This is a genomic window from Vibrio sp. 10N.222.46.A1, assembly GCF_041473595.1.
Classification (GTDB): Bacteria; Pseudomonadota; Gammaproteobacteria; order Enterobacterales; family Vibrionaceae; genus Vibrio; species Vibrio tasmaniensis_A.
Map to the genome: position 1 here is coordinate 1 of NZ_JBFRSN010000160.1, position 13,801 is coordinate 13,801.

At 44.5% G+C, this 13,801-nt stretch carries 13 protein-coding genes; all 13 read left to right on the plus strand.

Translation table 11 applies throughout. The features are described from left to right. The coding region (locus AB4496_RS05620) for an Hsp70 family protein (RefSeq protein ID WP_372130678.1) at positions 1-959 on the plus strand (959 nt) is incomplete at its 5' end. A 20-nt stretch (positions 960-979) separates the two neighbouring features. Further along, positions 980-1,318 carry an ISC system 2Fe-2S type ferredoxin gene (fdx, locus tag AB4496_RS05625; RefSeq protein WP_004735098.1) on the plus strand — a complete coding sequence of 113 codons (339 nt, stop codon included), beginning with the start codon at positions 980-982 and terminating at the stop codon, positions 1,316-1,318. Positions 1,319-1,410: 92 nt separating this feature from the next. Then, positions 1,411-1,611 (plus strand): Fe-S cluster assembly protein IscX, encoded by a 201-nt coding sequence (gene iscX / locus AB4496_RS05630; protein WP_004735099.1) that lies wholly within the window; start codon positions 1,411-1,413, stop codon positions 1,609-1,611. A gap of 206 nt (positions 1,612-1,817) precedes the next feature. Continuing rightward, positions 1,818-3,113 (plus strand): aminopeptidase PepB, encoded by a 1,296-nt coding sequence (gene pepB / locus AB4496_RS05635; RefSeq protein ID WP_009848290.1) that lies wholly within the window; start codon positions 1,818-1,820, stop codon positions 3,111-3,113. 106 nt (positions 3,114-3,219) lie between these two features. Beyond that, the gene (gene ndk, locus AB4496_RS05640) at positions 3,220-3,654 is read left to right on the plus strand and encodes a nucleoside-diphosphate kinase (RefSeq protein WP_009848291.1); all 435 of its coding nucleotides are present in this window, start codon (positions 3,220-3,222) and stop codon (positions 3,652-3,654) included. A gap of 422 nt (positions 3,655-4,076) precedes the next feature. Continuing rightward, positions 4,077-5,219, plus strand: coding sequence for a bifunctional tRNA (adenosine(37)-C2)-methyltransferase TrmG/ribosomal RNA large subunit methyltransferase RlmN (locus tag AB4496_RS05645; protein ID WP_009848292.1), 1,143 nt, complete (start codon positions 4,077-4,079; stop codon positions 5,217-5,219). A 441-nt stretch (positions 5,220-5,660) separates the two neighbouring features. Further along, a complete protein-coding gene (gene rodZ, locus AB4496_RS05650; protein WP_009848293.1) occupies positions 5,661-6,626 on the plus strand; it encodes a cytoskeleton protein RodZ in 966 nt (321 codons plus the stop codon). A 7-nt stretch (positions 6,627-6,633) separates the two neighbouring features. Continuing rightward, complete coding sequence (gene ispG, locus AB4496_RS05655) at positions 6,634-7,755, plus strand: flavodoxin-dependent (E)-4-hydroxy-3-methylbut-2-enyl-diphosphate synthase (RefSeq protein ID WP_009848294.1); 1,122 nt, start codon at positions 6,634-6,636, stop codon at positions 7,753-7,755. A gap of 70 nt (positions 7,756-7,825) precedes the next feature. After that, positions 7,826-9,094, plus strand: a complete 1,269-nt coding sequence (gene hisS, locus AB4496_RS05660) for a histidine--tRNA ligase (RefSeq protein ID WP_009848295.1) — start codon at positions 7,826-7,828, stop codon at positions 9,092-9,094. 76 nt (positions 9,095-9,170) lie between these two features. Continuing rightward, positions 9,171-9,785: a YfgM family protein gene (locus AB4496_RS05665; protein WP_065678454.1), complete on the plus strand. Its 615-nt coding sequence runs from the start codon at positions 9,171-9,173 to the stop codon at positions 9,783-9,785. A 10-nt stretch (positions 9,786-9,795) separates the two neighbouring features. After that, positions 9,796-10,956: an outer membrane protein assembly factor BamB gene (gene bamB / locus AB4496_RS05670; protein WP_009848297.1), complete on the plus strand. Its 1,161-nt coding sequence runs from the start codon at positions 9,796-9,798 to the stop codon at positions 10,954-10,956. A gap of 158 nt (positions 10,957-11,114) precedes the next feature. Continuing rightward, entirely contained in the window at positions 11,115-12,596 is a 1,482-nt protein-coding gene (der, locus tag AB4496_RS05675) for a ribosome biogenesis GTPase Der (RefSeq protein WP_009848298.1), read from the plus strand. 133 nt (positions 12,597-12,729) lie between these two features. Further along, positions 12,730-13,650, plus strand: a complete 921-nt coding sequence (locus AB4496_RS05680) for a metal-dependent hydrolase (protein ID WP_009848299.1) — start codon at positions 12,730-12,732, stop codon at positions 13,648-13,650. Positions 13,651-13,801 lie beyond the last annotated feature (151 nt).

Genomic DNA, 13,801 nt, shown 5'->3' on the forward strand with positions numbered 1-13,801 from the left:
AGTTTGAAGACATCATTAAGCCGCTTGTTAAGAAAACACTGCTTTCATGTCGTCGTGCATTGAAAGATGCTGAAGTTGACGCGGATGATGTTCTAGAAGTCGTGATGGTCGGCGGTTCAACTCGTACGTTACTTGTACGTGAAATGGTCGGTGACTTTTTTGGTCGTACGCCATTAACCAGCATTAACCCAGATGAAGTGGTTGCGATTGGCGCTTCTATCCAAGCGGATATCTTAGTCGGCAACAAGCCTGACTCTGAAATGCTGCTGCTTGATGTTATTCCTCTTTCCCTAGGTATCGAAACGATGGGTGGCTTGGTCGAAAAGATCATCCCACGCAATACCACGATCCCTGTTGCTCGCGCACAAGAATTTACCACGTTCAAAGACGGTCAAACTGCAATGACAGTACACACCGTGCAAGGTGAACGTGAGATGGTTGATGACTGTCGTTCATTGGCTCGTTTTGCTCTAAAAGGCATTCCACCAATGGCTGCTGGTGCGGCGCATATTCGTGTGACTTACCAAGTAGATGCTGATGGCCTGCTATCGGTGACTGCTATGGAGAAGAGCACAGGTGTTCAAGCTGAAATTCAGGTTAAACCGTCTTACGGCTTAAGCGATAATGAAGTGGCGAATATGCTGAAAGATTCGATGACGTTTGCTAAGGAAGACATGCAAGCGCGTGCTCTCGCTGAACAACGTGTAGAAGCAGATCGTGTTATCGAAGGTCTTATTGCAGCAATGCAAGCTGATGGCGATGAGCTGCTTGATGAGCAAGAAAAACAGCTCCTTCTGCAAGCTATTGAAGCACTGATTGAAGTGCGTAATGGCGAAAGCGCTGATGCCATCGAACTAGAAATTAAGAATACCGACAAAGCGAGCCAAGACTTTGCTTCTCGTCGTATGGATAAATCAATTCGAGCTGCACTGTCAGGTCAGTCAGTCGATAATATTTAATAGTTAGAGAATAGATAAACATGCCAAAGATTATTGTTTTACCTCACGAAGATCTATGTCCAGAAGGCGCTGTTTTAGAAGCAAAAACTGGTGAGACGGTTCTTGATGTTGCATTGAAGGCCGGTATTGGTATTGAACACGCATGTGAGAAGTCGTGTGCATGTACTACATGTCACGTCGTGATTCGTGAAGGTTTCGACTCTTTAGAAGAGAGTGATGACCTAGAAGACGACATGCTAGATAAAGCATGGGGTTTAGAGATGGAATCTCGCCTTGGTTGCCAAGCTAAAGTGGCTGATACTGACCTTGTAGTTGAAATTCCAAAGTACACACTGAACTTAGCTTCTGAAGAGCACTAAGAAATAAGCTCGACCAAAACTGTTAGTAAAGCTGGCATAGAATATAAGTCACTAAGATGACAAATCGTCGCTGATAAAGATAAGGAAATGTTATGAGTTTGAAATGGATTGATTCGCGAGATATTGCGATTGAACTATGTGATTTATACCCAGATACCGATCCTAAAACAGTACGCTTCACGGACTTGCATCAATGGGTGCTAGATCTTGAAGATTTTGATGATGAGCCGAATCACTCGAATGAGAAAATTCTAGAGGCCATTATATTGTGCTGGATGGATGAGATGGATTAATCCTCTTGTCTAATCACTTGGTCGCGGGTTGGTATCAGTCCAATGTAAAACGCAGCCAAGTTAACAATTCTTACTAAAAAAAGCGGACCTTATGGTCCGTTTTTTTATCAAAATGACATTTTCCTCCTACATAATGCTAACATCAGTGCGCTAATAAAAAACAATCAGAATCACATACTCAAAGTGGTTCATGACAAGGAGAAATCATGTCTACACAGATGTCAGTATTTTTAAGTCAAGAAGCTGCCCAGCCTCAGTGGGGAGCAAGAGCTATTTTATCGTTTTCAGAAGCGGGAGCGACAATTCACATTGGTGAAGGCCACGATCTAGGCGCAGTTCAACGTGCAGGTCGTACGCTTGACGGACAAGGTATCGCATTGGTTGCACTTAGCGGTAAAGGCTGGGATCTAGAAAGTGTTTGGGCTTTTTACCAAGGCTACCGTGGACCAAAGAAAAAGAATGCATTGGAGTGGGATGCTCTAGCTGAAGCTGATCAAGTTGAATTAGAAGCACGTATCCGCGCGACAGATTGGACTCGTGACATCATCAACAAAACGGCTGAAGAAGTTGCCCCTCGTCAATTAGCTACAATGGCAGCTGAATACATCAAGTCAGTGGCACCAGCAGGCACTGTTAAAGCGAAAATCGTTAAAGACAAAGATCTCCTAACTGAAGGTTGGGAAGGCATCTATGCGGTAGGCCGCGGCTCTGAGCGTACTTCTGCAATGCTTCAACTGGACTTCAACCCAACCGGCGATGAAAACGCACCCGTGTTTGCTTGTCTTGTGGGTAAAGGTATCACTTTCGACTCAGGCGGTTACAGCATTAAGCCAGGTCAATTCATGACAGCAATGAAGGCTGACATGGGTGGCGCCGCGACTATTACCGGTGGTTTAGGTCTTGCGATTGAACGTGGCCTGAACAAGCGCATCAAGCTTATCTTATGTTGTGCAGAGAATATGATCTCTGGTCGTGCATTGAAGCTTGGCGACATCATTACTTACAAAAATGGTAAGACTGTCGAGATCATGAATACCGATGCGGAAGGTCGTTTAGTTTTGGCTGATGGCCTGATGTTCGCAAGCGCTCAGAATCCTGAGTTGATCATCGACTGTGCAACGCTAACTGGCGCGGCTAAAAATGCATTAGGTAACGACTACCACGCATTATTGAGCTTTGATGATGAGTTGTCTCATCAAGCACTAACGGCTGCGAACCAAGAGAAAGAAGGTCTATGGCCATTGCCGCTTGCTGATTTCCACCGTGGTATGTTGCCTTCAAACTTTGCTGATCTTTCAAACATCAGCTCTGGTGATTACACTCCGGGTGCAAGTACAGCTGCCGCGTTCCTTTCTTACTTTGTAGATGACTACAAAAAAGGTTGGATTCACATGGATTGCGCGGGTACTTACCGCAAGTCATCAAGTGATAAGTGGGCTGCAGGCGCGACTGGTATGGGTGTTCGTACACTGGCTCGTCTTCTTATCGACCAAGCAAAATAATAATAAGAGTGAGCGGTATTTCGATACCGCTTATTCATAAACTCAGATCGAATGATCTTAGTAATTTCAGTATTTAATAACAAAAAAATGAAGTGAAGGAATCCCTATGGCTCTAGAAAGAACGTTCTCAATTGTTAAGCCGGATGCAGTTAAGCGTAACCTTGTCGGTGAAATCTACCACCGCATTGAAAAAGCTGGCCTACAGATTATTGCCGCTAAAATGGTTTCTCTTACAGAAGCGCAAGCAAGTGGCTTCTATGCAGAACATGAAGGTAAAGATTTCTTTGGACCACTAAAAGAGTTCATGACTTCTGGTCCTATCATGGTTCAAGTACTTGAAGGCGAAAATGCGATCGCTCGTTACCGTGAACTAATGGGTAAAACTAACCCAGAAGAAGCTGCATGCGGCACTATCCGTGCTGACTACGCAATCAGCATGCGTTACAACTCAGTACACGGCAGTGATAGCCCTGAATCTGCGGCTCGCGAAATCGAATTCTTCTTCCCAGAATCTGAAATTTGCCCGCGTCCAGCTGAATAAGCAGACAACAGCAAGTCTCAATAAAGGCTTCACTTCGGTGAAGCCTTTTTCATTTCTGGTGAGTTCTCGTGTTATTCCTGAGAGTGAAGAAGGAGCATATCAGGAGTCTGAGTTTACTATTGGAGATTCCAGATACCTCGTTCCTCGGTTCTGGAATGACGAACAAGTCGCGTTAGTAGGAGGTCGGAGAGGGTGCGAGTATTAGGTGGTTAAAGCCCGTCATTCCCGAAAGCGACGGAGGAGCGTAATCGGGAATCTCTCTTTGAATTGGCCGAACTTAAGCAGGTAAATTTGACTGTGTGAATTTTAATCACTTAAGTTTGAATGTCTTAGTAAACACAAGGTTTTACAGTGCTTGTTGAAGTCGCGTAAAGGCTGTACAATTCGCGCCCTTAATTATTGTTCCGTCATTGAGAGGCATCATGACCACAGCTAAAGTCAATCTACTCGATTTTGATCGTAAAGGTCTTCGTAAATTTTTCACAGAAGAACTGAATGAGAAAGCGTTTCGAGCAGAGCAAGTGATGAAGTGGATTTATCACTTCGGTGTCGATGACTTCGAACAAATGAACAACATCAACAAAAAGTTACGTGAGAAACTGCTGCATCGCTGTGAGATTGTTGCACCTATCGTTTCTGAAGCTCAGCACTCTGCGGATGGCACCATTAAATGGGCGATGAGCGTTGGTGACCAAGACGTTGAGACTGTATACATCCCAGATGGTGATCGTGCGACGCTATGTGTTTCTTCGCAAGTAGGCTGCGCGCTTGAATGTAAATTCTGCTCTACGGCTCAACAAGGCTTCAACCGTAACCTGAAAGTTTCAGAGATCGTTGGTCAAATCTGGCGTGCTGCACGTGAAATCGGTTTAGAGAAAGAAACGGGTCGTCGTCCAATTACTAACGTCGTAATGATGGGTATGGGTGAACCTCTATTGAACATGAAGAACCTAATTCCATCATTGGAGCTGATGCTTGATGATCTAGGTTTCTCACTGTCTAAGCGTCGTGTAACAGTATCAACATCTGGTGTTGTTTCTGGTCTTGATCAGATGACAGACAACATCGATGTAGCTCTGGCTATTTCTCTACACGCACCAAACGATGCACTACGTAGCCAAATCATGCCAATCAACGATCGTTGGGATATCCAAGACTTCCTAGCATCGGTTCGTCGCTACATTGCTTCTTCAAATGCTAACCGCGGCAAAGTAACGGTTGAGTACGTTCTGTTGGATCATGTGAATGATGATATGGACCACGCTCGTGAACTTGCTGAGCTAATGAAAGATACGCCTTGTAAGATCAACTTGATTCCATTTAACCCTTATCCGGGTTCGCCTTATAAGAAGCCAAGCAACTCTCGTATTGATCGCTTCCAAAAAACGCTGATGGAATACAACTACACAGTTACGGTTCGTAAAACTCGTGGTGATGATATTGATGCCGCATGTGGTCAGCTGGTTGGTGATGTTATTGATAGAACCAAGCGTACTAAAATGCTGAAAGCCGCCTCTGAAGCTAACTTGATCGCAGGTGATGTGATTCAAGTAAAAGCGGTTTAAATACCATTTAGATCTAAACAAGCCAGAAGGATTCCTTCTGGCTTGTTGCTTTTCTGGAAGGTGAATTTCCAATAATTGGATTTTTTCCCCACGCTTTCTTACATTTTTCGTCAAATTTTGGACAAAACCATGAGCTGACGGTAAATTTTGTTTAAAGTGTTTTTGCCTTGCAATGGCATTAGCTTATGATTAACTCATCTTAAATTAATTTAAGTGCTCGCTTGTTACCCGATAATCATCAATGTGTCTATTTAGGTTGGCTACTTGATAAACTAGCTTCCTGAGAAGGTCATCCATAGTCAATGGGTGATGTTCGTCTTTAAGGGTTGATGATTTAGATAACAGGAAAAATTCCACACAAAGTGGGTTGTTAGATTGAGCTTAAACGACAATAAAAATGCTCTCATCAACCTGCGATAATACTTTAGAAGTTCACTCTCTATGAACACAGAACACGAAACACAAACAAAAGAAACTGTCGCTCCAGAAATCGAAGCGGGAACGCTGCTTAAAAATAAACGAGAATCTCTTGGTTTAACACAAAAGCAGATTTCTGATCGTTTAAAGCTGCGCGTTACGCTGATCCAACAAATTGAAGAAAACCAATTCGAGTCAGATCAAGTTGCCACCTTTATGCGTGGCTACATTCGTTCATACGCGAAATACGTCAATCTTGACGAAAAGGTCGTATTGAGCGCACTCCATCATGCTGGTGACGCTCAACATCAAGAACAAGAAATGTTGAGCTTTTCTCGTAAGACCAAAACCGAGAAGCACAACAGCCGTATTATGATCCTTACTTGGAGCATTTTTGCGGTAATTGCGGGTATCTCCTCACTGTGGTGGTGGCAGAACCAACAACAAGACACCCTATCTCAATCTTTAGCTAATACTGAAAGCTCAGAAGAGCTAGCTGTAGAAGAATCACTTGCCCCTGAATTCACCTCTTTAGAAGTGATTGAAGCTGAACAAAATGAAGAGGGTTCTTCTGTTGTTGAAAGTACTGATGACCTTGCTGCGATAAGCGATGCGGAAGATTCTGTTACTTCAACTGACGAAACTACTGCACAGCAAGCAACAGAGACAGAACAAACTGCTGAAGTTGCTGTTAATGCTGAAATTGCTGCTAATGCAGAAGCTGTTGAAGCAAGCACTGCGCCTGAAGCTGTGATTAACGAGTTAGTGATGCAGTTCTCTGCTGATTGCTGGATCCAAGTGAAAGATGCTTCGGGCAAAACCTTGTCGACTGGCATCAAAAAAGCAGGTCAGTCGTTAAATCTATCAGGAACTGCGCCATATAAAGTGATTCTAGGTGCGCCAGAGGGCGTATCGATGACATTTGCAAGTGAACCTGTCGACCTTTCTGGGTATACTTCAGGCAAAGTAGCTAGAATAACCTTACCTTAGAGTTAATATGCAACACGAATCTCCTATTATTCGTCGCAAATCAACCCGTATTTATGTGGGTGATGTGCCGATCGGTGATGGTGCACCAATTGCTGTGCAATCCATGACCAACACAAGAACAACAGATGTAGCCGCGACCGTTGCTCAAATTAGAGCTCTGGAAAAAGTTGGCGCTGATATCGTTCGCGTATCTGTACCGACTATGGATGCAGCTGAAGCCTTTAAGCTAATCAAGCAGCAGGTCTCTGTTCCTTTGGTTGCTGATATTCACTTCGACTACCGTATCGCACTTAAAGTGGCTGAATACGGTGTTGACTGTCTGCGTATCAACCCAGGTAACATCGGTAACGAAAGCCGCATTCGCTCTGTTGTGGATTGTGCTCGTGATATGAATATCCCGATTCGTATTGGTGTTAACGGCGGTTCTCTTGAAAAAGAGATCCAAGAGAAATACACAGAGCCTACAGCAGAAGCGCTTGTTGAATCTGCAATGCGTCACGTCGACATCCTAGACCGTTTGAACTTTGATCAATTTAAAGTCAGCGTTAAGGCGTCTGATGTATTCCTAGCCGTCGGTTCTTACCGTTTGCTTGCTAAGCAGATTGATCAACCTCTTCACCTTGGCATTACCGAAGCGGGTGGTGCGCGTGCAGGTTCTGTGAAGTCAGCGGTAGGTTTAGGCATGCTTCTCTCTGAAGGTATCGGCGATACGCTGCGTATCTCGTTAGCGGCTGATCCTGTTGAAGAGATCAAAGTTGGCTTTGATATTCTTAAATCTTTGCGCATTCGCTCGCGTGGCATCAACTTCATTGCGTGCCCGAGCTGTTCTCGTCAAGAGTTCGATGTTATTAACACCGTTAATGCCCTTGAAGAGCGCCTAGAAGACGTGATTACTCCAATGGATGTATCTATCATCGGTTGTGTGGTTAACGGCCCTGGTGAAGCTGAAGTGTCTCACTTAGGTCTAGCTGGTAGTGCACGTAAGAGTGCTTTTTACGAAGACGGTAAGCGTCAGAAAGAGCGCTTCGATAACGATGACCTTGTCGACAAACTTGAAGCTAAGATTCGTGCAAAAGCATCAGTGCTTGATAAAGCAAATCGCATTGATGTAGAAAACTTAGAAGATTAATACAACGCGATGGGGTGTGATTGTCTATTCGCACTGATACCTGGTCGTGAGAAATTACGGAATAAATACTGTGGCTAAAAATATCCAAGCAATTCGAGGCATGAACGACTGCCTTCCAACTCAATCACCACTGTGGCAGAAAGTAGAAAGCGCAGTTAAAAGTGTGGTGAGCGCATACGGTTACAACGAAGTACGTATGCCTATCGTTGAAGAAACAAACCTATTTAGCCGTGCGGTTGGTGAAGAGACAGACGTTGTTTCTAAAGAGATGTACACCTTTGATGACCGCAATGGTGACAGTCTAACGCTGCGTCCAGAAGGAACAGCAGGTTGTGTACGTTCATGTATTCAAAACAGCCTTATTAACCGTGATGAACAGCGCCTATGGTACATGGGCCCAATGTTCCGTCACGAGCGTCCTCAAAAAGGTCGTTACCGTCAATTCCACCAATGTGGTGTTGAAGTGTTTGGCCTAGACGGCCCAGATGTTGACGCTGAACTTATTATGATGACAGCACGTCTATGGCGTGAACTAGGTATCGATAAGCACGTTCGTCTTGAATTGAACTCAATCGGTTCTCAAGAAGATCGCGTAAGCTACCGTACTGCGTTAGTGGCTTTCCTTGAGCAACACATTGATGTGCTAGATGAAGACTGCAAACGTCGCATGCACACTAACCCTCTACGTGTTCTGGATACTAAGAACCCGGATGTTCAAGCTATCTTAGGTGACGCACCTCGACTATCTGAATATCTAGGTGAAGAATCGAAGCAACATTTTGCTGGTTTGTGTGAACTTCTTGACGCTGTTGGTATCGAATACCAAGTTAACGAGCGTCTAGTACGCGGCCTAGATTACTACAACCGCACCGTATTTGAGTGGATCACAGACAGCCTTGGTGCCCAAGGTACAGTATGTGGTGGTGGCCGTTACGATGGTCTTGTTGAACAACTCGGCGGCAAAGCAACCAATGCTGTTGGCTTCGCTATGGGTCTAGAGCGTCTAGTCCTTATGATGGAAACGCTAGAACTTACAGAAGTTCGTCGTAGTGTTGACGTATACATGGTTGCTGCTGGCGAAGGTACAATGATCGCGGGCATGCAGTTAGCGAATCAATTACGCGATAACGTTGAAGGCGTACGTGTGATGAACCACTTCGGTGGTGGTAACTTCAAGAAGCAATTCAAACGTGCTGACAAAGTAGGTGCTGTTGTGGCGTTGGTACTTGGTGAGAACGAAGTTGCTGACAATACAGTTGTGCTAAAAGATTTGGTTGGCGGCGAGCAACAAACCGTGTCTCAAACGGAAGTTGCAGAAAAAGTTGCTGCGTTAATCTAAGCCATTGAGCAAACGCTCATCATGAATATCAACGTCAGCACTATGCTGGCGTTTAAAGAATTAAAGAGGACAGGAAGTGGAACTTTACGATAGCGAAGAGCAACAAGTTGAAGCCATTAAAGATTGGTGGAAAGAGAATGGCAAAGCCGTAATCTTTGGTGCGGTTATTGGTTTAGGTGGCCTATTTGGTTGGCGCTATTACCAAGATTCAGTCGTTGAAGCGCGTGAAGCCGCTTCAGAAAGCTACACCTCTGCAATCTCAGCTCTAGATGCTAAAGGCGTTGATGCTCAATCTGATATTCAAGCTTTCATCGACGCAAACAAAGACGCTGAATATTCAGTACTTGCTGCTATGCAATTAGCAAAAGCGCAAGTTCAAGCGGGTGACCTTACAGCTGCACTAGAACAACTTGAGTGGGCAAAATCGGCAACTAAGGACGCGGCATTAGCGCCACTACTGACTTACCGTGTTGCTCGTATCAAAGCTGAGCAAGGTGAATTTGACGCAGCATTGACTGATCTTGAAGCGATGACTGACGAATCTTGGAAAGGCCGTGTTGCTGAACTGCGTGGTGATATCTCACTTCGTAAAGGCGACACAGATGCAGCTTACAGTGCATACTCTGAAGCTCAACAAGCTGCTGATGCGAGCCAAACGCTTCAAATCAAACTTGACGACCTAGCTAAATAAGGCGCTTTGAATGAAGAAGATGTTTCCAAAAGCGGCGTTGTGTGCGATTGCTCTTGGCCTGCTAGCGGGCTGTGCAAGTGAAGAAGACACCGTAATCATGGCACCAGTACCAACGGTAAACAGCGAGTTTACTCCTAGCCAGGAATGGTCTACGTCGGTTGGTGATGGTGTTGGTCACTACTTTTCAAAACTAACGCCAGAATTGGCTTACGACAAAGTATTTGTTGCAAGCCGTGAAGGTATGGTTAAAGCGCTTGACCCTGAAACAGGTAAAGAGCTTTGGAAAGTCGATCTTGAGAAAGAAGTACTGGCTCGTTTATCGGGTGGCTTAACGGCAGCTTACGGCAAGGTATTTGTTGGTTCTGAAAATGGCGAAGTGATCGCGCTGGATGAATCAACCGGTGAAGAGCTGTGGCGTGTATCAGTGAATGGTGAGGTGCTTGCATCCCCAGCAACTGAAAGCAACATGGTTATTGTTCATACCAGTCGTGGCATGTTGACCGCGTTAGATCAAGAAAGCGGTGAGCAAAAATGGACCATCAGTACAGAAGTACCAAGCCTAACACTTCGTGGCGATAGCTCACCTGTTACGGTTTCAGGTGGTGTATTCTGGGGTACGGCAAATGGTCGTTTAGCCGCAGCTATCGTTGATCGTGGTCAGCTTATTTGGCAACAGCCAGTAGGTACACCAAAAGGCGCAACGGAAATTGATCGTTTGGTTGATGTTGATGCATCACCGGTTGTTCTTGGCGGCACCCTATATACCGTAGGTATCAATGGTCAACTGATTGCTATCGATCTTCGTTCTGGTAAGCCAGTTTGGAAACGTAACTACTCGTCAGCGATTGATTTAGCAAGTGATGGCAGCCGTTTGTTCGTTGTGACTGACAAAGACCATGTGGTTGCGGTTGATGCGCGTAGTGGTACTGAACTGTGGAGCACTCCATTGTTAGAAAACCGCTTACTGACAGCACCTGCTATTATTAATGGTTATGTGGTTGTTGGTGATACTGAAGGTTATCTGCACTGGTTAGATCGTTCATCGGGTGAGTTTGTTGCTCAACAGTTGGTCGATGATAGCGGCTTTGCGGTTGCGCCAATTGAAATGCCTGAAGGCTACTTAGTGACGACTCGCAATGGCGATGTAAAGAAACTAACGATTAGCCAATAAAAGCGTGATATAATTCACAGTCGGCTCCTGGTTGGTAACAGCTAGGAGCCGTTTTGTTGTTATAAATTAATAAACCGTGTGGTTATAGGTAAGAGTTTAAACTTGCGATCAAGTGCTTACCTATAACTACATTTAGAGAAGAAATTGTAGAGGTTGTTATGGTACCTGTTGTTGCTCTAGTAGGGCGTCCGAACGTAGGTAAATCTACGTTATTTAACCGATTGACTCGAACTCGTGATGCATTGGTTGCGGATTTTCCTGGCTTAACGCGTGACCGTAAATACGGTCATGCTCATTTTAGCGAGCATGACTTTATTGTTATCGACACTGGTGGTATCGACGGTACCGAAGAAGGTGTTGAAACTAAAATGGCTGAACAGTCGCTCGCGGCGATTGATGAAGCTGATGTCGTTCTATTTATGGTAGATGGTCGTGCGGGTCTAACACCTTCAGACGTAGCTATTGCTAAGCACCTTCGTCAACTAGAAAAGCCTTCAATGCTAGTAGTAAACAAGGTTGATGGTATCGACCCTGATGCTGCAAGTGCTGATTTCTGGCAACTAGGCGTAGAAGACATGTACCAAATCGCTGCAGCGCACGGTCGTGGTGTAACAGCGTTGATTGATCTTGCTCTAAACCCATTCGCTGAAGCGTTAAAAGCTGAGAATGGCGAAGTAAGCGATTTAACTGAATTTGAAGACGAAGAAGAAGAGCAAGTTGATTTCACTGAAGAAGAAGCGGAAGAAGAATTCAAGCGCCTTCAAGATCAACCGATTAAGCTAGCGATCATTGGTCGTCCTAACGTAGGTAAATCAACGCTAACTAACCGTATTCTTGGTGAAGAACGTGTTGTTGTTTACGATATGCCAGGTACAACTCGTGACTCTATTTACATTCCGATGCAGCGTGATGAGCGTGAATACGTTCTGATTGATACTGCGGGTGTTCGTCGCCGTAAAAATATCAACGAAACAGTTGAGAAGTTCTCAGTGGTTAAAACACTGAAAGCGATTGAAGATGCTAACGTTGTATTACTGCTTATCGATGCTCGCGAGAACATCTCAGATCAAGATCTAAGCTTGTTAGGCTTTGCGTTGAATGCTGGTCGTTCAATTGTTATTGCCGTAAACAAGTGGGATGGCCTAGATAACGACGTTAAAGATCGTGTTAAGAAAGAACTAGACCGTCGTTTAGGTTTCGTTGATTTCGCACGTATTCACTTTATCTCTGCACTTCACGGTACTGGTGTTGGTCACTTGTTTGAGTCTGTTCAAGAAGCTTATAAGTCAGCAACGACTCGTGTTGGTACTTCTGTACTTACTCGTATCATGAAGATGGCGACTGATGATCACCAACCACCTATGGTTCGTGGCCGTCGTGTTAAATTGAAATACGCGCACGCTGGTGGCTACAACCCACCGATTATCGTTATCCACGGTAACCAAGTACGTAACTTGCCAGATTCATACAAACGATTCTTGATGAACTACTACCGTCGTTCACTAGAGATTATGGGTACACCTATTCGCATTCAATTCCAGAACAGCGAGAACCCATTTGAAGCTAAGACAACCAAGCTGACAATTTCTCAAGAACGTAAACGTAAGCGTATGATGAGCATGGTTAAAGGTCGTAAGTAAACCTTTCCAATAGATTTGATACCCGAGCCTGTCTCGGGTATTTTTTTAAGCAAAATTCACGTTAAGCCATAACCTCATATCTCCATATCGTGATGGGTTAACGAATTAGACTCAATTTCAAAAGAAGAACGATATGACCACTAGCGATTCAATGACACCAGCGACATCCATGAAACCAATAATAGTTATCACACCAACCATCACTCAATTTTGTCATCAAACTTGGCTGCTCAATGCAAAAGCGGTGTACGTTGAAAGTGACGACAGCAAAACTCACTTGATCACTGACGTGACACCTTTCCACCCTGTGAGTCATATTTGGCCCGATCACCCAGCAGACCGAGGTTTTGTCAGCGTAGGTGGTGAACAGTATATTGTTGAAGATTGCCTTGTTGGTGCAATAGAGCAATCTACTGGAAATCTTTATATTGCAGCAGATATCCCTGTTAAGCGTGATACGGAAGGGTGGGCGTTTGTGGTTGTCCACCAACTACCTGTATCAGCTTCTATGATTAACATTGGCGATGAAATTGAGTTGTCGGTTGATAAAGAGCACCAAGCCAGTTTGAGCCGCGGTCATAGTGCCGGACATATTGCTTTCTTAGCGTTGAATAAAGTATTGGCTGAGAGTTACTGGCGTAAAGATGCAGACAGAAAAGATCCATTCGGCAGCTATGACTTCAATAGCTACGCACAGGTGACTAGCTTTGTTACTCCAGAGTTGTGTACCGATAAGTATCGTTTAGGTAAAACCTTGAAGAAACGCGGTCTGAACGTTGCTGACATGCTAACTAACCTTGATGGCATTGAGGCCGACATCAACCAGATGATTGCAGGCTGGCTTGTTGAATCGACTCTTGTAACGATGAGACTAGAAGGTGAGGCGTTAACAGACTCTCGCTACTGGGAATGGCAGCTAGATGACGAGACTTTAGTGTCTATTCCGTGTGGTGGTACTCACATCGACAATACTTCAGAACTTAAGGCATTGTCGGTTAAGTTAACCCAATTAGATGACCAACATATCGAAATGCAGACGTGTGTCTCTCGATGATCTCAATTAAAGATCGAAAATAGATTGTTCTGCATTTTTGGTTTTATTGGTTTGTTTATAGTCATATATTCCATTGTAAATTGAAATGCAGTATATGTAACTTATGCTTTCGGTGTGTGGTGATATAAATATTCTTTTTGGGGTAGATCGC